We start from the raw sequence: 20,973 nt of genomic DNA on the forward strand, positions 1-20,973 counted from the left end.
TGCTGGAGGCGCCGGCGGGGTTCTTGACCGGGGACGACAAGTATTTGACCCTGTACGACATGTCGGTGGTCCGGTCTGCGGGGTTGCGGGGGTTCCGGGCGACCGTGGCCGAGCTGGGCGGCCGGGCCGAGGACTACGCGCGCGCGGCGGGCCTGCCGGTGGCCGCGCTGGACGTGGACGACCTGCTGGTGTCCGACCGGGTGCTGGCGGCCGTGCTGGAGGTCGCCGCCGACGGGCTGGGCTGCCCGGACCTCGGCCTGCGGGTGGCCGCGCGGCAGGACTTCGGCATGCTCGGGCCGCTGGCGCTGGCGATCCAGAACTCGCCGACCGTGGCCGACGCGCTGGAGTGCACGTCGCGCTACCTGTTCGTGCACGCGCGGTCGTTGAGCCTGTCGCTGGTGGACGACCCGTACGGCGCGCCGGACCTCGGCGCGCTGCACTACGGCGTGCCGCCGGGCCTGCCGATCTCGGTGCAGGCGATCGACCTGGGCCTCGGGTTCCTGCACCGGTCGATCACCTACCTGGTGGGCGGCTCGTACGGGTTGCGCAGCGTGGAGCTGCCGTACACGCCCGTCGCGCCGCTCGCGGTGTACGAGGAGTTCTTCGGCGCGACCGTCCACACCCGGCAGGACGCGCCCTTGCTGCGGATGCCGCGCGCCCTGCTGGACCGGCGGCTGGCGGGCGGTGACGAGCGGGTGTGGCGGTTGGCGCTGGCGTTCCTGGCCGAGCAGACCGCGGGCGACGGCGCGACCACGACGGCCCGGGTGCGCGGCGTGCTGACCCGGTCGCTGGGCACGGTCCCTCCGGAGATCGGTGCGGTGGCCCGGCTGGTCGACCTGCACCCGCGCACGGTGCAGCGGCGGTTGGCCGCCGAGGGCACCACGTTCGCCACCGTGCTGGACGAGGTGCGGCGTGAGGCGGCCAAGCGCTACCTGACCACGACGGACATCCCGATGAGCCAGGTGGCGGGGATGCTGGGGCTGTCCGAGCAGTCCGCCCTGAGCCGCTGCTGCCGCCGGTGGTGGGGCATCACGCCGAGCGCCGTCCGACGCGGGACGTGACGTCGCACGAAGCCGACGCGGGGCGTGATTTCGCACGGATCCGCCGCAGCGCGTCAGGCCGAAGAGGTCCGGCCGCCGGGGCGTGAGGTCGACGAGGTGCGGCGGCCCTGGTGTCGTGCCGGGTCAAGTTCCTGTCGCGTCAGGTCAAGCCCGGCCGGGCGGGTCGGGCCAGACTGGTGGTGTCCACCGACGTCCTCCAGGAGGCCCCATGTCCCAGCTCTCGCCCTACCGGTTCGCAGGCGGCACGGCGGTGGTGACCGGCGCGGCCGGCGGGATCGGCGAGCAGGTCGCGTACGGGTTGGCGCGGCGCGGCAGCGACCTCGTGCTGATCGACCGGGACGCCGAGCGGCTCGCCGCCGTGGCCGGGAGGATCCGGGGTGTGCGGGTCGAGGCGATCGTGGCCGACCTGTCCGACATCGCCGGGCTGGCAGACGTCGCGGCACGCGTGCTGGCCGCGGCACCGCGGACCACCCTGCTGGTCAACAACGCGGGCGTGGCGCTCGGCGGCACGTTCGACCAGGTCAGCGCGGACGAGTTCGACTGGGTCATGGACATCAACTTCCGCGCGCCGGTGGCGTTGGCCCGGCTGCTGCTGCCGACGTTGCTGGCCTCGCCCGGCAGCCACGTGGTCAACGTGTCGAGCCTGTTCGGGCTCATCGGGCCACCCGGCCAGACGGCGTACTCGGCCAGCAAGTTCGCCCTGCGCGGGTTCAGCGAGTCGTTGCGCCACGAGCTGGCCGGCCGGGGCGTCGGCGTGACCTGCGTCCACCCGGGCGGCATCCGCACCAGGATCGCGGAGAACGCGCGGGTGGCGGCCGGGGTCGACGAAGCCGAGGCGGCGGAGGGCAAGGCGAACTTCGCGAAGCTCCTCACCTACCCCGCGGACAAGGCGGCCGAGCGCATCCTGGCCGGCGTGGCGAAGCGCAAGGGCCGGGTGCTGATCGCGTGGACCGCCGTCGCGCCCGACGTCCTGGCCCGCCTCTTCCCCACCTCGTACCTGGCCGTGATGAACCGCCTCAGCCCGGCCACCACCCGCAACGCCGCTCAGCGCAACACGACCTCCACCGGCAACTGAGTCACCTGGTCGTGCGAGGTGATCACCGGCGACACGCGGTAGGCGTCGGTGTCGAAGAGCGCCCGCAGGTCGGCGCCGGGGTTTTGCATCGAGGCCGCCAGCTCGTCCGCGGCCTCGACGTCCTCTTCGGACAGTTCCGGTTCGTCGCTCAGCAGGCCCCACAGGTCCCACAGGATCATCTCGTGCTTGTTCAACGACGCCAGGTCCTGCACGAGGTCGTGCCGCACCTGCGTGAGACCGCGCGTGCCGGGGATCATCAGCTCGGGCGAGACCACGAACCGCTCGGGCTCGACCGCACCCGAACGGCACGCCCGCCACGCGTCCGCGCCGACCAGGAACCGGTCCCTCGGCACGTCCATCAGGTCGACCCGGCCGTCGAGGAACTGCGGGTCGACCAACCGCCACCGCCGCCCGTCCCACACCTCGGCGACCACGTGGTCCAGGTACCAGCCGTCCGCGAGGTACCCGGCGAACCCGACCCGCGACCGCGCCGGGACGCCGTGGTGCCGCGCCATCGACACGAACAGCAGCGTGAAGTCGCGGCAACAGCCCACGATCCGCTCCGTCGGCGCACGCTCCTCGCCCAGCGGCGCGGGGTTGAGCTCGCGCAGCCGGGCGAACATGTCCGCCGCGTACCGCAGGTCGACCTCCGCCAGCCGCTCCGCCGGGAACCCGTGGTCGGTGATGTCCCCGTTGCCCCAGTAGTGGAACACCAGCCCCGCGGCGGCCCGCCGCAGCTGCGCCAGGTCCGGCCCGACGCCGTCCAGCCACCCGGCCGCCGGACCGGGATCGGTGAACCGGCTGTGCGTGGTGTAGTCGATCATGTGGGCTCCCCTCGGCCTGTGTGCCGCCCTGTCTAGGGCCTGCCCCAGGGGCACGGTCAAGCGGTCACGGTGAACAGGACGTAGCCGTAGCTCAACTCCCGCCGACCGGGGTTGGCGCGGACCCAGCCGTCCACGACGTCGCCGGGGAACTCGATGCGCAGCACGGCTTCCAGCTCCGCCGCGTCACGGCACCGCCAGGACGCCATCACCTCGGTCCGCTCGGCGCCCCGCTCCCGCCACCACGCGTCGGTCGTGTCGGCGGTCCCCTGCGCGGACGCCCAGGGCGAGGCGGCGAGCAGGTCGGCGAACTCGCCGTGCCGCCAGTCGTTGTCGATCACGACCAGCGTGCCGCCGGGCCGCAGCACGCGCCGCACCTCGGCGAGCCCCGGTTCGCAGTCCGGCGGGAAGAAGTAGGCGAACCGGGCGTGCGCCACGTCCACGCTCGCGTCGGGCAGCGGGACGTGCTCCGCCGAACCGTGCCGCACGTCCCCGCGCTCCCGGGCCCTGACGAGCAGCTCCGGGTCGGGCTCGACACCGATCACCGCGCCCGCGTCGACCGCGTAGCGGGGCAGCCAGAAGCCCGTGCCGCAGCCGAGGTCGAGCACCGTGCGCCCGGCCCAGTCGGCCTGCTCGCGCAGCGCGCGCCACAGCCGTCCGTCGGGGTCGATCGCCTCGTTCTCCCGCTCGTACAGGTAGGGGTGGTCGGCGATGTTGGGCGCGCGGTGGAAGTCGGGGAACACGCCGTCACCGTAGGCGGGGCGGTGTCGGCATTCCACCCGTTTGTGCGGTGACCACGGCCATGATCACGCGTACAACACAGGCATGGCGGACTGGCACAACGAGATCAGCGGCGGTCACATCACCGGTCCGGTCGTGCAGGCGGGCACCATCGACCAGCTGACCGTGCAGCTCGGCGCCGCCCCCGCCGACCCGATCCCGCCGTTGACCTCCTGGTCGGGACGCCCCGAGCTGACACCGGAGCTGCGGGACCTGCTGGAAGCGCAACGCCGGGCGACCGAGTCGATGCCGTACAAGCTGCTCGGCGTGAAGCAGCCCGAGCTGACCCAGGTCTACGTCGAGCAGACCATGCGCCCGCAGGCGCCGGAGCGCTCCCCCGAGCCGGACCGCAAGCCGTCGGCGGAGTCGACCGAGCGCACCCTCGCCGTGGCCGCGGCGCTCGACCGCAACGGGCACCTGCTGATCACCGGTGAGCCGGGCAGCGGCAAGTCCACCGTCGGCTACCTGTACGTGCAGCAGATCGCCGAGTTCTGGCTCAGCGGGGGCACCGGCTCACCGCCCCTCTCCGAACCGGTGCTGCCGCTGCGGGTGCCGGCCCGCGCGTTGGCCGCCAACAAGGCGTGGGCCGACCTGCTCGCCGCGGGCGCGGCCGAAGCGCTGGGCCGGTTGCTCGGCGAACGCCCGCCGTCCGCGCTGCTCGCCCGCCGCGCCCTCGGCGCCCGGTGGCTGGTGTTCGTCGACGGCCTGGACGAGATCATCGAGCCGGACACCAGGGCGCAGGTCATCGACGCGATAGCGCACCAGGTGCGCCGGGACTCGGACCACCGGCTGGTGATCACCACCCGGCCGCTGCCCGGCGACGAGCTCAAGCCGCTGGAGCAGGCGGGCGTCGACGGCTACGCGATCCAGCCGTTCGGCCGGGTCGAGCTCGAGGAGTTCGCGCGGGCGTGGTTCCGGGCGCAGTCCCTGATGACCGCGAAGAGCGCCGCCGAGACGTTCGTCCGCCAGGTGCGGGACGGCCGGTTGCGCGAGTTGGTGCGCAACCCCCTGCTGGCCACGATCGCGGCCATCGCCAAGACCCTCGAACCGGACCGCCCGCTGCCCAACAGCCGGGTCGACCTCTACGGCCGGTTCATGGAGTACCTGCTGGACGACGGCGCGAGCCGGCGCACCACCATCGCCGAACTGCGCCGCTCGGTGCACGGCGACCCGGAGCGGGAGGCGTTGGTCGAGTGGATGCGCCGGCACCGGACCGGGGTCGTGGAGCGGCTGGCGACCCACCGGTTGGAGAGCGAGTCGCCGCTGTTCGAGGCCGCGTGCGCGTGGGTGGAGGAGAACCACTCGCCCCTGCCCGACCAGTGGCAGGACGACCTGCACGCGCTCCTGTCCGGCACCGGGGTCTTCGTCCAGACCGACGACGACCTCCGGTTCCGGCACCACTCGTTCGCGGAGTTCCTGGCCGCCCGCCGGCGTGCGGGCGAGATCCCGGCGGACTTCCCGGACCTGGACGAGTGGATCGAACACGGCCTGACCGAGAGCAAGCGGGCGTTCGCGCTGTTCACCTTCGCCCTGTGGGGACGGGACGACCGCGATCTCGGCCGGGTGCTGTCGGTGCTGCTCGCGGGCACGAAACCGGAGGTGCTCCTGGCGGGTCGGCTCCTCGCGGAGGGCGTGGCGGTCGACGAGTCGCTGACCGCCGCGGTCGTGGACCGCGTCGTGGAGCTGATCCTGGCCAACGGCGTGCTGCCAGACCCGTGGAAGGACGTCGAGGAAGCGGGCGACGTGCTGGTGTCCCTTCCGCCTGAAGCGGTGCCGCCTCCCGTGATGGACCGACTGCGCGCCCTGCGCGACCGCCCGGAGCTCGCCGAGGCCGTGCGCGTCGAGGCGGCGATCGTGCTCGGCAAGCTCGAAGACCCGGACTCGGCGGCCCGGTGGCTGGAGGAGTTCGCCGACCGGGCCAGTCCCGCCGGGCTCAAGCGGGCCGTCGTGGCGTTGAAGGACCTCGTCCCGGAAGGAGCGGATCGCGCGGAACACCTCCTCGTCCGGCTGGCCGCGGCCGGACACGACCACGCTCGGGCGATGGCGATCGTCTCGATCATGGTGGACACCGGGATGACCGAGGCCGCAGGCCCCTTGTTGCGCAGGCTCGTCCGGCGGCTGCGCGATGACCCCGCGCCGACGGGCGACGGGGCGCTCCCCCTGCAGTCGGTCGGCTGGGCCACCGCGGACGTGTCCGGCGCGAACCCGGCCGGCTGGGCCGCGCTGGCGATGCTCGCCGCCAGGACCAAGTCCCGGGATGAAACGCTGTGGGCCGCCGACCGGGCGTTCACCGCGGATGCTTCGAGTGTGGACGAGTTCGGCGAAGCCGTCTCGGCGGTCCTGTCGGCGCTCGATTCCGCGGGAGTGCCGATCGTGCTGGCCGCCGCGGCGGCGAAACCGGTCAAGTACCTGGCCAAGGCAGCGACGGCACTCCAGGAGGCACTGCACCACGACGCGGCGCTCGAGGCGGCTCGGAAGGTGTTGTCGAAGCCACATGGCGACGGCCACGCCGTCCACCTGGCCGCCCGCGTCTTCGTCAACTGCGACGCCATCCCCGAGCTGCTGCGGATCTTGGAGGAGGAGTCGTGGTGGAGCGACCAGCACCGGGGGCAGCTCACCTCCGCGCTGTCGGATTCGAAGAACCCGGAGGCCACCCGCCGGTTCACCCGGCCCGCGTTGACCGACCCCTCGGTCGACAGGTGGGACTTCGAGAGGGTCGTCCGCGCGTTGTTCGACCCCGAGGACCCGACGACCGCGGCGGACATCTACGCCGCGGCCCGTTCGCGCAGCCCTGAACACCAGGCAGCGGCTATCAAGGTGCTCAGCGGTGCGGACCACGACGAACCCGTCCGGAGGTTGGTCGAAGGTCTGCTCGACCGCGACACGGAGCCCGGCGTGCTGGCGGCGATCGCGCTGGACCTGATCCACCTCCGAAAGTTCGACCTCACCGACGAGCTGTTGACGGCCGTAGCGGAGAGGTCGCCCTACGGCGACGACTACCAGCAGCACCGAGTCGTCAAAGCGCTCGCCGCCGGCGGGCGCAAGGCGGAAGCCGTCGCCGTGGCGCGGCGCGCGGCCACCATGTCCGACGGCTTCTGGCTCAGGTACCTCATCCAGGAGTGGACGACAGCCGGTGGCGTCGCCTGTGCCGATGCGATCGTCGCCGCGTCGTTGGCGCGAGGCCTTCTGACGGCTCGCCGCCGCATGGCGGTGGCGGACGCGCTCGCCTCGGCGGGGTTGCTGCACGCCGCGGCGACCCTGTGGTCGGCGGTGGTCCGGCATCACGGTGAGGCGATCGACCAGGGTGTGTCGGCGGCGTCGCGCCTGATCCGCTGCGGCCGTCGCGACGACGTGCTCGCCGTGCTCGACCGCGCGCTGGAGGAGCAGCGGACGGAACCCGAGAACGCCCGGTTGCGGGCGTTGCGGGCGTGGGCGGCGGTGTGACGGTCACGACGAAAACGGTGTGGCGCGGGATTCACAGGCTTTCTCAGGAAGCGTCCTACCTGCCGGTTGCCCGCCCACTTGGACTAGCGCAACCGGACCAGCGGATTGGGCCACGTATCTGATCGACAAGTGCTGGTACATGTGTAGTTGAGGGCGGCCACAGGGGGTGCGTTCGTCCCACCCGGGTGTTCCCGGGCAACACCAGACCTGGGGGGGTCTATGAAGCAGCACGGCACGAACAGCTTCTTCGTCGTGGGCGAGGGAGTGCTGGAGTTCGACCGCGACGGCCAGGCCACGACCCGTCGGCCGCTCACGGTGGAGGAGTTGCGGCGGTTCCGGTTCTCGCGGCTGGGGCCGGAGGGGACGCCGCTGGACGAGGAGACCAGGGTCGCCCTGGCCACCGCCATGACCGCGGACGTGCCGCAGCCCGACTCGGCGGACCCGTCGATCCCGGCGGGCTTCACCTACCTCGGTCAGTTCGTCGACCACGACCTGACCATGGACCGCACCGAGTCGCAGCTCGGCGAGGACGTCACGCTCGACGAGCTGGTGCAAGGCCGCTCGCCCGCGCTGGACCTCGACTCGGTGTACGGACGGGGTCCCCGCGACCGCAACGACCGGATCTTCTACGCCGCGGACGGCGTGAAGCTGAAGGTCGGCACCACCTCGCCGACGCCGTTCCCCGACGAGCGGGTCAACGTCGCGTTGGAGGGGTTCGACCTGCCGAGGTTCGGCGCGGCGGGCACGACCGGGGCGGACCGGCGCAGACCGCTGATCCCGGACGCACGCAACGACGAGAACCTGGTCGTCGCCCAGACCCACCTGGCGTTCATCAGGTTCCACAACCGGGTCGTGGACGAGCTGGCGCTGCGCGGGCTGACCGGGCAGCGGCTGTTCGCCGCGGCGCGCGAGCAGGTGGTGCGCCACTACCAGTGGATGCTGCGCACCGACTTCCTGCCGCGGATCGTGGACCCGGCGATCGTGGACGACGTGTTCGCCAACGGTCGGCGGTTCTTCGAGGCGCCGGGCCGGGGCAAGTCGCCGCACGGGCTCGAGCCGACCATGCCGCTGGAGTTCTCGGTGGCGGCGTACCGGTTGGGCCACAGCATGATCCGGGGCGCGTACCAGTGGAACCGGGTGTTCGCCTCGACCGGGCCGGGCGGCGCCGCCACCCTGTTCCTGCTGTTCGTCTTCACCGGCACGTCGGGCAACTTCGACCCCGGGTCGCAGCTGCCGGACCTGGACAACCCCAACTCGGGCACGGTCGACACGCTGCCCACCAACTGGATCGCCGACTTCCGCAGGCTGTTCGACTTCACCGAGGCCGACCGGCCGGACCTCGCGCCGCCGACCGCCGACGGCGGGAACGTCACCAAGCGGGTCGACAGCCTCTTGGTGAACCCGCTGACGCAGCTCCCGGCGGGCACGTTCGACGGGCGCGGCTCCACGTTCCCGGAGATCGAGCGCAACCTGGCGTTCCGCAACCTGACCCGGGCGAACATGGTCCGGCTGGCGAGCGGTCAGCAGATGGCGGAGTTCCTCGGCGTGGAGCCGTTGACCGACGAGCAGGTCCTGCTCGGCGACGGGGGCGTCACGCTGGACTCGCTGACCGACGCGCAGAAGGCCGCGGTGACCGCCGCGACCCCGTTGTGGTTCTACGTGCTGCGCGAGGCGGAGTTCAACCGCGGCAGGCTGGGGCCGGTGGGTGGCCGGATCGTGGCCGAGGTGTTCCACCGCGCCATCGAGGGCAGCCGCACGTCGATCGTCCGCGAACCGTCGTGGCGGCCGACGTTCGGGCCGGACTCGCAGACGTTCCGGATGACGGACCTGCTGCTGTTCGCGTTCGAGGGCAAGGCGGACCTGCTCAACCCGCTCGGCGACTGACGACCGGTCCGGTCCCCGGTCCTCCCGGGGACCGGGCCGGTCACCTCCTCGACCGCGCTTCGGGCGGACCGCTCAAGCGTGCCGGGCCCACTCGCGGTGGAAGCCCTCGACGTGGCGGGTGACCCTGGTGGCGGCCAGCTCGCCGTTCCCCGCCTGGACGGCGCGCAGGATCGACCGGTGCTCGCGGCGCAGCCGCACGGCGGTCCGCGACCAGTCCGGCAACGCCTGCACGGCGTCCAGCACGGTCCGGTGGATCGCGTCGCGCAGCGCCGCCATGATCGCGGTGTTCACGGCGTTGCCCGCCGCGGCGGTCAGGGCGACGTGGAAGTCCGCGTCGAGCAGGTGGAACGTGTCGGCGTCCAGGTCGGGCGCGTCCATGCGGGCCAGCAGGTCGGCGGCCCGCGCGAGGTCGGGGTGGTCGGGGCGGACCGCCGCCGCGCGCACGGAGTGGCTCTCGATCATCACCCTGGTGCCGACGAGGTCGGCCATCGGGAGCCGGCGCGTGGCCAGGTGCAGGCGCAGGGCCGCGCCGAGCCCGCCCGCCGGGTCGGCGATGACGGTGGTGCCCGCGTCCGGACCCGACCCGACGCCGCTGCGCACCACGCCCATCGCCTGCAACACCCGGATCGCCTCGCGCACCGTGGCCCGGCTGACGCCGAGGTCCTCGGCCAGCTTCCGCTCGGCGGGCAGCTGCTGCCCCACCCCGAGCCGACCCGCGCTCAGCTCCGACTCGACGTGCCGCAGCACCGCGCCGTACCCGGACAAAGGAGCACCTCCACTGTGGTCTGACCACAGTCTGGTGTGGTCAGACCACACAGTCTAGAGTCAGCGCGGTGAGAGTCGCGCTGTTCGTCACGTGCCTGGTCGACGGCCTGTTCCCGGACGTCGGCAAGGCCACCGTCCGACTGCTGGAACGGCTCGGCCACGAGGTGGTCGTCCCGTCGGCCCAGACCTGCTGCGGCCAGATGCACGTGAACACCGGCTACCCGGGCCAGGCGATGCCGGTGATCCGCAACCACGTCGACGCGTTCGAGCACGCCGACGTGATCGTCGTGCCCTCCGGGTCGTGCGCGGGATCGGTGCGGCACCAGCACGCCGACGTCGCCCGCGCGCAGGGTGACGCGAAGCTGGCCGAGGCCGCCGCGGACACCGCCCGGCGCACGTACGAGCTGTCGGAGTTCCTGGTGGACGTCCTCGGCGTCACCGACGTGGGCGCGTACTTCCCGCACCGGGTCACCTACCACCCCACGTGCCACTCGTTGCGCGTGCTGAAGGTGCGGGACCGGCCGTTGCGGCTGCTCCGCGCGGTCGAGGGCATCGACCTGGTGGAGCTGCCGTCCGCCGAGACGTGCTGCGGCTTCGGCGGCACGTTCGCGCTGAAGAACTCCGACACCTCCACCGCCATGCTCGGCGACAAGATGAGCGCGGTGCTGAGCACGAAGGCGGGCGTGCTCACGGCGGGCGACTCGTCGTGCCTGATGCACATCGGCGGCGGCCTGAGCAGGCTGCGCAGCGGCGTGCGACCGCTGCACCTGGCCCAGATCCTGGAGCACACGCGATGACGACGTTCCTGGGCATGCCCGCCGGCGGCGGGAACCTGACCGGCGAGCCGTTCCCGAAGGCCGCGCGCGAGTCCTTGGGCAACGCCCAGCTGCGCCGCAACCTCGCCAAGGCCACCGGCACGATCCGGGCCAAGCGGGCGAACGTCGTCGGCGAGCTGCCGGACTGGGAGCAGCTGCGCGCGGCGGGCGCGGCGATCAAGGACGAGGTGCTGGCGAACCTCGACGAGTACCTGGTGCGGTTCGAGGAGGCGTTGACGAGCCGCGGCACGCACGTGCACTGGGCGCGGGACGCCGACGAGGCCAACCGCATCGTCACCGACCTGGTGCGGGCGACCGGCACGCGTGAGGTGATCAAGGTCAAGTCGATGGCCACGGTCGAGATCGGGTTGAACGAGGCGCTGGCCGACATCGGCGTGCACGCGGTGGAGACCGACCTGGCCGAGCTGATCGTCCAGCTGGGCAAGGACAAGTCGAGCCACATCCTGGTGCCCGCGATCCACCGCAACCGCACGGAGATCCGGGAGATCTTCCGGCGCGAGATGCCGGGCGTTGACCCGGACCTGACCGACGACCCGAACGCGTTGGCCGAGGCGGCGCGCAAGCACCTGCGGCACAAGTTCATGACGGTGGACGTGGCCGTCTCGGGCGCGAACTTCGGCGTGGCCGAGACCGGGTCGCTGGTGGTGGTCGAGTCCGAGGGCAACGGCCGGATGTGCCTGACGTTGCCGCGCACGCTGATCAGCGTGGTCGGCATCGAGAAGCTGGTGCCGTCGTGGCGCGATCTCGAGGTGTTCCTGCAACTGCTGCCGCGGTCGTCGACCGGTGAGCGGATGAACCCGTACACGTCGGTGTGGACGGGGCCGACCGAGGGGCAGACCAGCCACGTGGTGCTGGTGGACAACGGCCGCACGGCCACGCTCGCCGACCCGGGCGGGCGGGCGGCGTTGCGCTGCATCCGGTGTTCGGCGTGCCTGAACTCGTGCCCGGTGTACGAGCGCACCGGCGGGCACGCGTACGGCTCGACGTACCCCGGCCCGATCGGCGCGGTGCTGTCGCCGCAGCTGACCGGTGTCGACCGCAACCCGACGCTGCCGTTCGCGTCGTCGCTGTGCGGTGTCTGCTACGACGTGTGCCCGGTGGCGATCGACATCCCGTCGATGCTGGTGCACCTGCGGGAGCGGGTCACCTCGGCGAAGCCGACCACGCCGGAGTCGACGGCGATGCGCGCGTTGGCGTGGGCGATGTCGGACGCGCGGCGGTGGCGGCGGCTGGTGCGGTTGGGCAGGTTCGGGCGGGTGGCGAGCCGGCACGTGCCGCTGCCGGGCTGGTCGACGGCGCGCGACCTGCCGGAACCGCCGAAGCAGACGTTCCGCGACTGGTGGGAGACCCGGTGAGCGCTCGTGACGAGGTCCTGGCGAGGGTGCGGCGCGCGAAGGGCCCGCGCGAGGTGGCGCCCGTGCCGCGCGACTACCGGGCGGCCGGCACGCGGGGACCGGGTGACCTGGAGCTGTTCGCCGAACGCCTGCGCGACTACCGGGCGCTGGTCCGCGTGGTGGCCGCCGACGAGGTGGCCGGAGCGATCGCCGCCGCCCTGACCGAGCGGGGCGCGCACCACGTCGTGACCGCGCCCGGCACGCCGCCCGAGTGGACGGCGGCGTGGGTCGGGTCGGCGGTGCAATCGGACCCGGTGGCCGGGGGCACCGAACCGGCCGGAACCGGGGCTGAACCGGCGGCGGGAGCGGGACCGGGAGCCGGAACCGGAGCGCAATCGGCGGGTGGACTCAGGGCGGAATCGGCGGCGGGACCGGGAGCGGAACGAGCCGCCGGACCGGGCGCGGAACGGGCCGGCACCGGGATCCCACCAGCGGCCGAGCCCGGTGCCGAACCGGGCGGACCTGGGGCGGAACCCGGCGGGCGGCCGTGGGAGCACCAGGAATTGTCGGACCCCGTCGGTAGAATCGAATCAAGGGTTCCCCTTGGCGGGGACGCTCGCGAAGCGCTTCGCGGAATCGTCGAAGCGGCCGATGCCGTCGTCACGGCCTGTCACGTGGCGGTCGCGGAAACCGGCACGATCGTGCTCGACCACGACGCCGCCGACCAAGGCCCCCGGGCCCTCACCCTCGTGCCGGACTACCACCTGGTGGTCGTGCGGGCCGACCAGGTCGTGGCCGGCGTGCCGGACGCGGTCGCGGCGTTGGCCGGGGTGCGCACCCAGACGTGGATCAGCGGACCGTCCGCGACCAGCGACATCGAGCTGGAACGCGTCGAAGGCGTGCACGGGCCGCGCACGTTGGAGGTCGTGATCACGCGCTGAAACACCGGTGATCGTGTTCTCACCCTTTGGGCGGATCCGCCCACGATCGCGTGGTTCGCTAGGATCGGACTCCCGATCGAGAGGCGCTGCAACGGGCGACGAGCCCGCCACGCTCGGCCGGGGCTCGACGATCCGAAGGGCGCCTCCCAACCTGGGAGGCCGCGTGTCGGAAAACGCCCTGCGAGAGCTGCTGGACCAGCGCGTCGCGGTGCTGGACGGCGCTTGGGGCACGATGCTCCAAGCCGCCGGGCTCACCCCGGCCGACTACCGCGGCGACCTGCTCGGCGACCACGCGCACGACGTCACCGGCGACCCGGACCTGCTCAACCTGACCCGCCCGGACGTCGTCCTCGACGTCCACCGGCAGTACCTGGCCGCGGGCGCGGACATCACCACCACCAACACGTTCACCGCGACGAGCATCGCGCAGGCCGACTACGGCCTGGAGAAGCTCGTGCGCGAGATGAACGTGCGCGGCGCGCAGCTCGCCCGCCAGGCCGCCGACGAGGCGGGCGGCCGGTTCGTGGCGGGCTCGGTCGGCCCGCTCAACGTCACCCTGTCCCTGTCGCCGCGGGTCGAGGACCCGGCGTACCGGACGGTCACGTTCGACCAGGTCAAGAACGCCTACGCGGAGCAGATCAGCGCGCTCGCCGAGGGCGGCGTCGACCTGCTGCTCATCGAGACGATCTTCGACACGCTCAACGCCAAGGCCGCCGTCGCCGCGGCCCGCGAGGTCGCGCCCCACCTGCCGCTGTGGATCTCGGTCACCATCGTGGACCTGAGCGGGCGGACGCTGTCCGGGCAGACGGTCGAGGCGTTCTGGAACTCCGTCGCGCACGCCGAGCCGCTGGTCGTGGGCGTGAACTGCTCACTGGGCGCGGCCGAGATGCGACCGCACGTCACCGAGATGTCCCGGATCGCCGGCACGTACACCGCGAGCCACCCCAACGCCGGGCTGCCCAACGCGTTCGGCGGCTACGACGAGACCCCGGAGCAGACGGCCGCGCTGCTGCACGGCTTCGCCGAGGAGGGCGTGGTCAACATCGTCGGCGGCTGCTGCGGCACGACGCCCGCGCACATCGCGCGGATCGCGGCGGCGGTCAAGGACCTGCCGCCGCGGTCGGTGGCGCGGGTGCCGGACCGGACCAGGTTCAGCGGCCTGGAGCCGTTCGAGATCAGCGCGGACACCGGGTTCGTGATGATCGGCGAGCGCACCAACGTGACCGGGTCGGCGAAGTTCCGCCGGCTGATCGAGGGCGACAACTACCAGGCGGCGGTGGACGTCGCGCTGGAGCAGGTGCGCGGCGGCGCGAACCTGCTCGACGTGAACATGGACGCCGACCTGCTCGACAGCGAGCGGGCGATGACCACGTTCCTCAACCTGGTCGCCACCGAGCCGGAGATCGCCCGCGTCCCGATCATGGTCGACAGCTCGCGGTGGAGCGTGCTGGAGGCCGGGCTGAAGTGCGTGCAGGGCAAGGGCGTGGTCAACTCGATCAGCCTCAAGGAGGGCGAGGAGTCGTTCCTGACCCAGGCCCGCCGCATCCGCGACTTCGGCGCGGGCGTCGTGGTGATGGCGTTCGACGAGCTCGGCCAGGCCGACACCGCCGAGCGCAAGGTCGAGATCTGCGCCCGCGCGTACGACCTGTTGACGCAGAAGGCGGACTTCCCGGCCGAGGACATCATCTTCGACCCGAACGTGCTCGCGGTCGCGACCGGCATCGCCGAGCACAACGGGTACGCCAAGGCGTTCCTGGACGCGATCCCGCTGATCAAGCAGCGCTGTCCGGGCGTGCGGATCAGCGGCGGCATCTCGAACCTGTCGTTCTCGTTCCGCGGCAACGACACGGTGCGCGAGGCGATGCACTCCTCGTTCCTCTACCACGCCGTGCGCGCGGGCCTGGACATGGGCATCGTCAACGCAGGCCAGCTCGCGGTCTACGAGGACATCCCCAAGGACCTGCTGGAACTGGTCGAGGACGTGCTGTTCGACCGCCGCCCGGACGCCACGGACCGGCTGGTGTCCTTCGCCGAGACGGTGGCGAGCTCCGGCACCAAGCGCGTGGTCGACCTGGCGTGGCGCGAGGGCCCGGTGGCCAAGCGGCTCGAGCACGCGCTGGTGCACGGCATCGTCGACTTCATCATCGAGGACACCGAAGAGGCGCGGCTGGAGGCCGAGCGCCCGCTCGACGTGATCGAGGGTCCGCTGATGGACGGCATGAAGGTCGTCGGCGACCTGTTCGGCGCGGGCAAGATGTTCCTGCCGCAGGTCGTGAAGAGCGCGCGGGTGATGAAGCGCGCGGTGGCGCACCTGGAGCCGTACATGGACGCGGAGAAGGAAGCCTCCGGCTCCACCCGCGGCAACGGCAAGGTCGTGCTGGCCACGGTGAAGGGCGACGTGCACGACATCGGCAAGAACATCGTCGGCGTGGTGCTGGGCTGCAACAACTACGACGTGGTCGACCTGGGCGTGATGGTGCCCGCGGCGAAGATCCTGGACACCGCGATCGCCGAGGGCGCGGACGCGGTCGGCCTGTCCGGGCTGATCACGCCGTCGCTGGACGAGATGGTGTCGGTGGCGGCGGAGATGCAGCGGCGCGGGATGAAGCTGCCGCTGCTGATCGGCGGCGCGACCACGTCCCGCCAGCACACGGCGGTCCGGATCGCGCCCGTGTACGACCAGACCACCGTGCACGTGCTGGACGCGTCACGGGTGGCGGGCGTGGTGTCGGCGCTGCTGGACGAGGACCGCGCCGAGGAGCTGGCCGCGGCGACGCGGGTCGAGCAGCAGCGGTTGCGCGAGGAGCACGAGAACCGGCAGAGCACGCCGCTGCTGACGGTGGAGCAGGCGCGGGCGAACGCCGAGGTGGTGTCGTTCGAGGAGCTGCCGACGCCCGCGTTCACCGGGCTGCGGGTCGTGGAGCCGTCACTGGCCGAGCTGCGCGAGATGATCGACTGGACGTTCTTCTTCCTGGCCTGGGAGCTGAAGGGCAAGTTCCCGAAGATCCTGGAGACCAACCCGGCCGCGCAGGAGCTGTTCGACGACGCGAACGCGATGCTCGACCAGGTGATCGCGGACGGCTCGTTGCGGGCGAAGGGCGTGTACGGCTTCTGGCCCGCGCACTCCGAGGGCGACGACATCGTGGTGGACGGGCGGCGGCTGCCGATGCTGCGCCAGCAGACCCAGAAGCCGGCGAGCAGGCCCAACCGGAGCCTGGCGGACTACATCGCGCCGGCGGGCGATCACCTGGGCGGGTTCGCGGTGGCCATCCACGGCGCCGAGGAGCTGTCGGCGCGGTACGAGCGGGAGCAGGACGACTACAAGTCGATCATGGTGAAGGCGTTGGCGGACCGGCTGGCGGAGGCGTTCGCCGAGCACGTCCACCTGCGGGCGCGGCGGGACTGGTTCGAGCCGGACGCCGACCCGGAGTTGGCGGACCTGCACGCCGAGCGGTTCCGCGGCATCCGGCCCGCGTTCGGGTACCCGGCCAGCCCCGACCACAGCGAGAAGCAGGACCTGTTCGCGATGCTGGAGGCCGAGCAGGTGGGCCTGGCGTTGACCGACTCGTTCGCCATGACGCCGGCGGCGGCGGTGAGCGGCGTGATCTTCGCGCACCCGGAGGCCCGCTACTTCACCGTGGGTCGGATCGGCCGCGACCAGGTGGTCGACTACGCGCGCCGGCGCGGGATGCCGGTCGCGGAGGTCGAGCGCTGGCTCCGACCGAACCTGGCCTACGAGCCTGAAGCCTGATGGCCTGACAAAGTCGGCGCGAATGCGCGAATAATGGATCAACAGTCCCTCGTCGGAGTGCCGTCGCATTCACACCGACGAGGGACTGCCAAACGCCGGCGGCCTGGCTATCGTCACCTTCGGGACCGTGAAAGGATCCCGAAGGGGGAGCTGTGAATAAGAATTCTCTGGCCGCGTGCCTCGGCGCGCTGATCGTTCTCGTCATGATGGCGCTGGCGCCGTCCTCCGCGTCGGCGGCGTCGATCGCCGCGCCGGCGCCGGCCGCGCACGCGGTGGACCGGTCGGACGTGCCCGCCTGTTACGTCACACCCAAATCCGGCGTGAGCGGCGTGAACGTCCGCTTGCGCACCAACGAGGACTCCACCCGCCTCGGCATCATCCAGCCCGGCCAACGCGCCGCGGCGTCGTGCGACGCCACCTCGGGCAGCAGCTACACCGCGTGCGGCGGAACGAGCAGCTGGTGGATCCAGGTGCAGTGGGACGGCCGCACGGGTTACGTCGCCCACCTCTGCGTGGACTGGTACGAAGAAGTCTGATCCCGGTCACCGGCAATCGACGGTCCCGCACGTGAATAATGGTGCCGCCCCCTTCTCTGCGGAAGAGGGCGGCACCATCTCGGGAATGAATCGGAAATCGCCGTGAAAAAGGCTTTTGGTCAGGCGGCGGAGCGTTCCTCGACCAGGCGGCGGCGCAGGCGGGCCTGCTGCACGGCGGGCGTGCGGTAGTCCATGTCGAGCGCCCCGACGCCGGTGCCGGGCGGCACGATGGCGTCGATCCGGTCGAGCACGTCGTCGTCCAGCACGGCGTCCACGCCGGCGAGCAGGTCGTCCAGCTGGGCCTCCGTGCGCGGGCCGATGATCGCGGACGTGACGCCGGGGTGGGCGATCGCGAAGGCCATCGCCAGGTGCGTCAGGGACACCCCGGCGTCCTGGGCGACGGGGATGAGCTGCTCGACGGCGTCGAGGCGGCGTTCGTCGGTCATGTGCTTGAAGCCGTAGCTCGCGCGCTTGCCCTCGGCCTGCACGCCCTTGCGGTAGCGACCGGTGAGCAGGCCCTGCGCGAGCGGGCTCCAGACGAGCGTGCCCATGCCGTAGCGCTCGCAGACGGGCAGCACCTCGTTCTCGATGCGCCGGTCGAGGATCGAGTACGGCGGCTGCTCGGTGCGGAACCGCGCGAGGCCGCGCCGTTCGGCGACCCACTGCGCCTCGACGATCTCCGAGGCGGGGAAGGTGGAGGAGCCGATGGCCCGGACCTTCCCGGCCCGCACGAGGTCGGTGAGCGCCGACAGCGTCTCCTCCACGTCGGTGTCGGGCGCGGGCCGGTGGATCTGGTAGAGGTCGACGTGATCGGTCCGGAGGCGGCGCAGGGAGTCGTCCAGGGCGCGGACCAGCCAGCGCCGCGAGTTGCCCTGGTGGTTCGGGTCCTCGCCCATCGGCAGGTGGGCCTTGGTGGCCAGCACGACGTCGTCGCGACGGCCCTCGATGGCCTTGCCGACGATCTCCTCGGACTCGCCGTGCGAGTAGATGTCGGCGGTGTCGATGAAGTTGACGCCCGCGTCCAGCGCCTTGTGGATCATGCGGGCGGCGTCGTCGTGGTCGGGGTTGCCCGCGGCGCCGAACATCATCGCGCCCAGGGCGTAGGGGCTGACCTTGATGCCGGTGCGGCCCAGCGTGCGGTACTTCATGGTGCTCCTCGTGCATTGGCGGGTGCCCGGCGCAGCGCTACGCTCGACACAAACGGAACAACGTTCGACTTCGACAATACGGAACGACGTTCCGCTTAGCAAGGAGGGGTGCCGTGAGCGAGCAAGTCGACGCGGGCGAGACCGAGGAGCGGCCGGGCAAGCGCGTGCGGGCGGACGCGCAGCGCAACACCGACGCGCTGCTCAGCGCCGCCGCGGAGGTCTTCGCCACCTCGGGCGTGGACGCGCCCGTGCGCCAGATCACCGCCAAGGCCGGGGTGGGCGCGGGCACGCTGTACCGCCACTTCCCGCAACGCTCGGACCTCATCGCCGCGGTGTTCCGCCACGAGGTGGACGCCTGCGCCGACGCCGCCCCCGTCCTCGCCGCCCAGCACGAACCGCTCGAAGCGCTGATCAGGTGGTTGCGGCGCTTCACGGGCTTCATCGGCACGAAGCACGGGCTCAGCGCCGCCCTGCACTCCGGCGACCCGGCCTACGCCGCCCTGCCCGCCTACTTCCAGCAGCGCTTCGTGCCGGTCCTGCGCGGCCTGCTCGACCGCGCCGCGGAGGCCGGCGAGGTCCGCGCCGACGTCGACCCCTACGACCTGCTGCGCGCCACCGCCAACCTGACCCTGCCCGCCCGGGAGGACGACGGCCACACGGAGCGGATGGTCGCGCTGCTCGTCGACGGCCTCCGCTTCGGGGCACGCCGACCGGTCAGAGGGGCGGGCTGATCCCCAACCGCCGGTCCACGGCCGCGACGAACCGGTCGGCCCGGTCGGGCACGGTGGAGCGCGCCCACGTGCCCAGCGCGTCGAGGAACCCGACCAGGTCCTCCCGGACCTCCCTGAGGTGCCCGAGCAGGGCGTCACGGGCGATGTCGACGTGCGGACCGGTGAACCGGGGGTTCGCCAGGTCCTCGTTCGGCCAGATCCGGACCACCTCGCCCCGGTGCTGCACCACGGTGTCGGGGCTGTGGCCGAGCCAGATCGCCTCGCCGTCGAGGACCTCCAGCCAGGTGCGCCACTCGTCCAGCCCGAAGCAGCACCCCGGGTCGGCCACGACGTCGCCCGCCACGATCCGCAGACCGCCGGGCACGTGCCGCTCGTCCTCGGCGGCCAGGAAGGCGTCGACGGCCCCGACCGCGTCCGACACGTCGGCGTGCAGGTCGACGTCGTCGACGCCGTGCGCGACCAGCGCCCACGCCAGGACGGCGACGCGGCTCGGCGTGGGCGAGCGCGGAACCTCCACGTGGTACTCCCCCGGCTCGACCGACCAGAACGGGCAGTCACCGACCGGTCGCTCCACCACCGGGGTCATCGTGATCACCCGGCCATTGTGGGACCCGCGGCCGGCGGGACGAAGCGGTTTCCCGTCCCGACGGACGCCGACCGGATCCAGTCGCACGGGGCGAGCGGTGGGTCGGGGGCCGGTGGTACCGCACGACAGAAGGTGCAGCCGGTCGCCGCACCGGTCGAGGATGGCCGTGGAAATCCGATCGGCGGCGACTGGAGTGAATTCGTGCACAACAGCGGTGCGACAAATCCTTCCGACAGGGAATTGGCCGGTATTCGCCTGTTCGACGAGATGTTGGGCTACGTCTACTCCGCGGCGCTGCGTGCGGCCGCCATCGCCGGCGTGGCCGACCACCTGGTCGACGGTCCGAAGACGCCGGCCGAGCTGGCGGCGGACACCGGGACCAAGGCGGACCACCTGTTCCGCGTGCTCCGGTTGCTGGCCATGCGGGGTGTGTTCCGCGAGGACGACCACGGCCGGTTCGAGCTGACCCCGGAAGCGCACCTGCTGCGCACGGACGCGGAGGGGTCGCTGCGGGCGGCCGTCGTGACGTTCACGGACAAGGCGTTCTGGGCCTCGCACGGCGAACTGGTCGAGAGCCTGCGCAGCGGGAGTCCCAGCTTCGACCACGTTTTCGGCACGTCGTTCTTCGAGTACTTCCGGGACGTGGCCTCCCCGGAGGTCTTCTACTCCGGGATGCAGGCGAAATCCGACTCCGAGAACCCGTCCATCATGCGCAACTACCGGTTCCCGCCGGGCGCCACGGTCGTCGACGTCGGCGGCGGGTACGGCGGGTTGCTGCTGGACGTCCTGCGGCAGGACCCCAGCCTGCGCGGCATCCTGCTCGACCTGGGCGAGCACGTCGTGTCCGACCACCGGCTGGGCGAGCTGGGCGACGACAGCCGCTGGGAGCTGGTCGCGGGCGACTTCTTCGAGGAGTGCCCGCCCGCGGACGTGTACCTGCTCAAGCACATCATCCACGACTGGAACGACGAGCAGTGCGTGCGCATCCTCCGCAACTGCCGCAAGGCCATGTCCCCCGGTGGCCGGGTGCTGGTGCTGGACGCGGTGATCCCGCCGAAGAACGCCCCGCACACGGGCAAGCTGTACGACATCGTCGTCATGTCCCTGCTGCCCGGCCGCGAGCGGACCGAGGAGGAGTTCAGGGCGCTGCTGGCCAAGGCCGACCTGGAGGTGACGAGGGTCATCGACACCGGCTTCGTCGCCTCGATCGTGGAAGCCGTCGCCCGCTGACGGGCCGAACGGCCTCGTCGGAGTCACCGAACGCCCCGCCGCCCACCCAC

The 20,973-nt window shown here is 72.1% G+C and carries 15 protein-coding genes and 1 pseudogene; 11 read left to right on the plus strand and 5 right to left on the minus strand.

The window, feature by feature from the left end; all coding sequences use genetic code 11:
* Positions 1-59 precede the first annotated feature (59 nt).
* On the plus strand, positions 60-1,061 hold the full coding sequence (locus ABTZ99_RS37410; RefSeq protein ID WP_499617887.1) for an AraC family transcriptional regulator: 1,002 nt from the start codon (positions 60-62) through the stop codon (positions 1,059-1,061).
* 208 nt (positions 1,062-1,269) lie between these two features.
* Positions 1,270-2,136 (plus strand): SDR family NAD(P)-dependent oxidoreductase, encoded by an 867-nt coding sequence (locus ABTZ99_RS37415; RefSeq protein WP_499617888.1) that lies wholly within the window; start codon positions 1,270-1,272, stop codon positions 2,134-2,136.
* On the opposite strand, the gene ABTZ99_RS37420 is transcribed toward ABTZ99_RS37415, so the two are convergent.
* Entirely contained in the window at positions 2,106-2,960 is an 855-nt protein-coding gene (locus ABTZ99_RS37420) for a transglutaminase-like domain-containing protein (RefSeq protein WP_499617889.1), read from the minus strand. The genes ABTZ99_RS37415 and ABTZ99_RS37420 overlap by 31 nt on opposite strands.
* Before the next feature lie 56 nt (positions 2,961-3,016).
* Positions 3,017-3,700, minus strand: a complete 684-nt coding sequence (locus ABTZ99_RS37425) for a class I SAM-dependent methyltransferase (protein WP_499617890.1) — start codon at positions 3,698-3,700, stop codon at positions 3,017-3,019.
* A gap of 82 nt (positions 3,701-3,782) precedes the next feature.
* Between ABTZ99_RS37425 and ABTZ99_RS37430 the strand changes: the two genes are divergently transcribed.
* Together ABTZ99_RS37430 and ABTZ99_RS37435 are read left to right on the plus strand one after the other, a co-directional pair.
* Entirely contained in the window at positions 3,783-7,181 is a 3,399-nt protein-coding gene (locus tag ABTZ99_RS37430) for an NACHT domain-containing protein (protein WP_499617891.1), read from the plus strand.
* Positions 7,182-7,400: 219 nt separating this feature from the next.
* On the plus strand, positions 7,401-9,065 hold the full coding sequence (locus ABTZ99_RS37435) for a peroxidase family protein (RefSeq protein WP_498773018.1): 1,665 nt from the start codon (positions 7,401-7,403) through the stop codon (positions 9,063-9,065).
* Positions 9,066-9,137: 72 nt separating this feature from the next.
* Here the strand turns inward: ABTZ99_RS37435 and ABTZ99_RS37440 are convergent, their stop codons facing one another.
* Positions 9,138-9,830 carry a FadR/GntR family transcriptional regulator gene (locus ABTZ99_RS37440; RefSeq protein WP_498773016.1) on the minus strand — a complete coding sequence of 231 codons (693 nt, stop codon included), beginning with the start codon at positions 9,828-9,830 and terminating at the stop codon, positions 9,138-9,140.
* A 68-nt stretch (positions 9,831-9,898) separates the two neighbouring features.
* Between ABTZ99_RS37440 and ABTZ99_RS37445 the strand changes: the two genes are divergently transcribed.
* The 5 genes and pseudogenes from ABTZ99_RS37445 (at position 9,899) to ABTZ99_RS37465 (ending at position 17,228) form a co-directional block, all read left to right on the plus strand.
* Positions 9,899-10,627 carry a (Fe-S)-binding protein gene (locus ABTZ99_RS37445; RefSeq protein ID WP_499617892.1) on the plus strand — a complete coding sequence of 243 codons (729 nt, stop codon included), beginning with the start codon at positions 9,899-9,901 and terminating at the stop codon, positions 10,625-10,627.
* A complete protein-coding gene (locus tag ABTZ99_RS37450) occupies positions 10,624-12,021 on the plus strand; it encodes a LutB/LldF family L-lactate oxidation iron-sulfur protein (protein ID WP_498773012.1) in 1,398 nt (465 codons plus the stop codon). Before ABTZ99_RS37445 ends, ABTZ99_RS37450 begins: the two co-directional genes overlap by 4 nt.
* A gap of 512 nt (positions 12,022-12,533) precedes the next feature.
* Positions 12,534-12,941, plus strand: a pseudogene (locus ABTZ99_RS37455) (LutC/YkgG family protein); the annotation flags it as partial.
* A 163-nt stretch (positions 12,942-13,104) separates the two neighbouring features.
* Positions 13,105-16,692 carry a methionine synthase gene (gene metH, locus ABTZ99_RS37460; RefSeq protein ID WP_499617893.1) on the plus strand — a complete coding sequence of 1,196 codons (3,588 nt, stop codon included), beginning with the start codon at positions 13,105-13,107 and terminating at the stop codon, positions 16,690-16,692.
* Between the two features lie 152 nt (positions 16,693-16,844).
* A complete protein-coding gene (locus tag ABTZ99_RS37465; RefSeq protein ID WP_499617894.1) occupies positions 16,845-17,228 on the plus strand; it encodes a hypothetical protein in 384 nt (127 codons plus the stop codon).
* Positions 17,229-17,347: 119 nt separating this feature from the next.
* Here the strand turns inward: ABTZ99_RS37465 and ABTZ99_RS37470 are convergent, their stop codons facing one another.
* Complete coding sequence (locus ABTZ99_RS37470) at positions 17,348-18,376, minus strand: aldo/keto reductase (RefSeq protein ID WP_499617895.1); 1,029 nt, start codon at positions 18,374-18,376, stop codon at positions 17,348-17,350.
* 113 nt (positions 18,377-18,489) lie between these two features.
* Between ABTZ99_RS37470 and ABTZ99_RS37475 the strand changes: the two genes are divergently transcribed.
* Positions 18,490-19,107, plus strand: a complete 618-nt coding sequence (locus tag ABTZ99_RS37475) for a TetR/AcrR family transcriptional regulator (RefSeq protein ID WP_499617896.1) — start codon at positions 18,490-18,492, stop codon at positions 19,105-19,107.
* Here the strand turns inward: ABTZ99_RS37475 and ABTZ99_RS37480 are convergent.
* Complete coding sequence (locus ABTZ99_RS37480) at positions 19,091-19,702, minus strand: hypothetical protein (RefSeq protein WP_499617897.1); 612 nt, start codon at positions 19,700-19,702, stop codon at positions 19,091-19,093. The two genes, ABTZ99_RS37475 and ABTZ99_RS37480, sit on opposite strands and share 17 nt — an antisense overlap.
* A gap of 231 nt (positions 19,703-19,933) precedes the next feature.
* On the opposite strand from ABTZ99_RS37480, the gene ABTZ99_RS37485 reads away from it, so the two are divergent.
* Positions 19,934-20,923 carry a methyltransferase gene (locus ABTZ99_RS37485; protein ID WP_498773000.1) on the plus strand — a complete coding sequence of 330 codons (990 nt, stop codon included), beginning with the start codon at positions 19,934-19,936 and terminating at the stop codon, positions 20,921-20,923.
* The last annotated feature ends 50 nt before the right edge of the window (positions 20,924-20,973 follow it).

This window comes from Actinosynnema sp. NPDC002837, from assembly GCF_040295345.1.
In the GTDB taxonomy this organism is placed as follows: Bacteria; Actinomycetota; Actinomycetes; order Mycobacteriales; family Pseudonocardiaceae; genus Actinosynnema.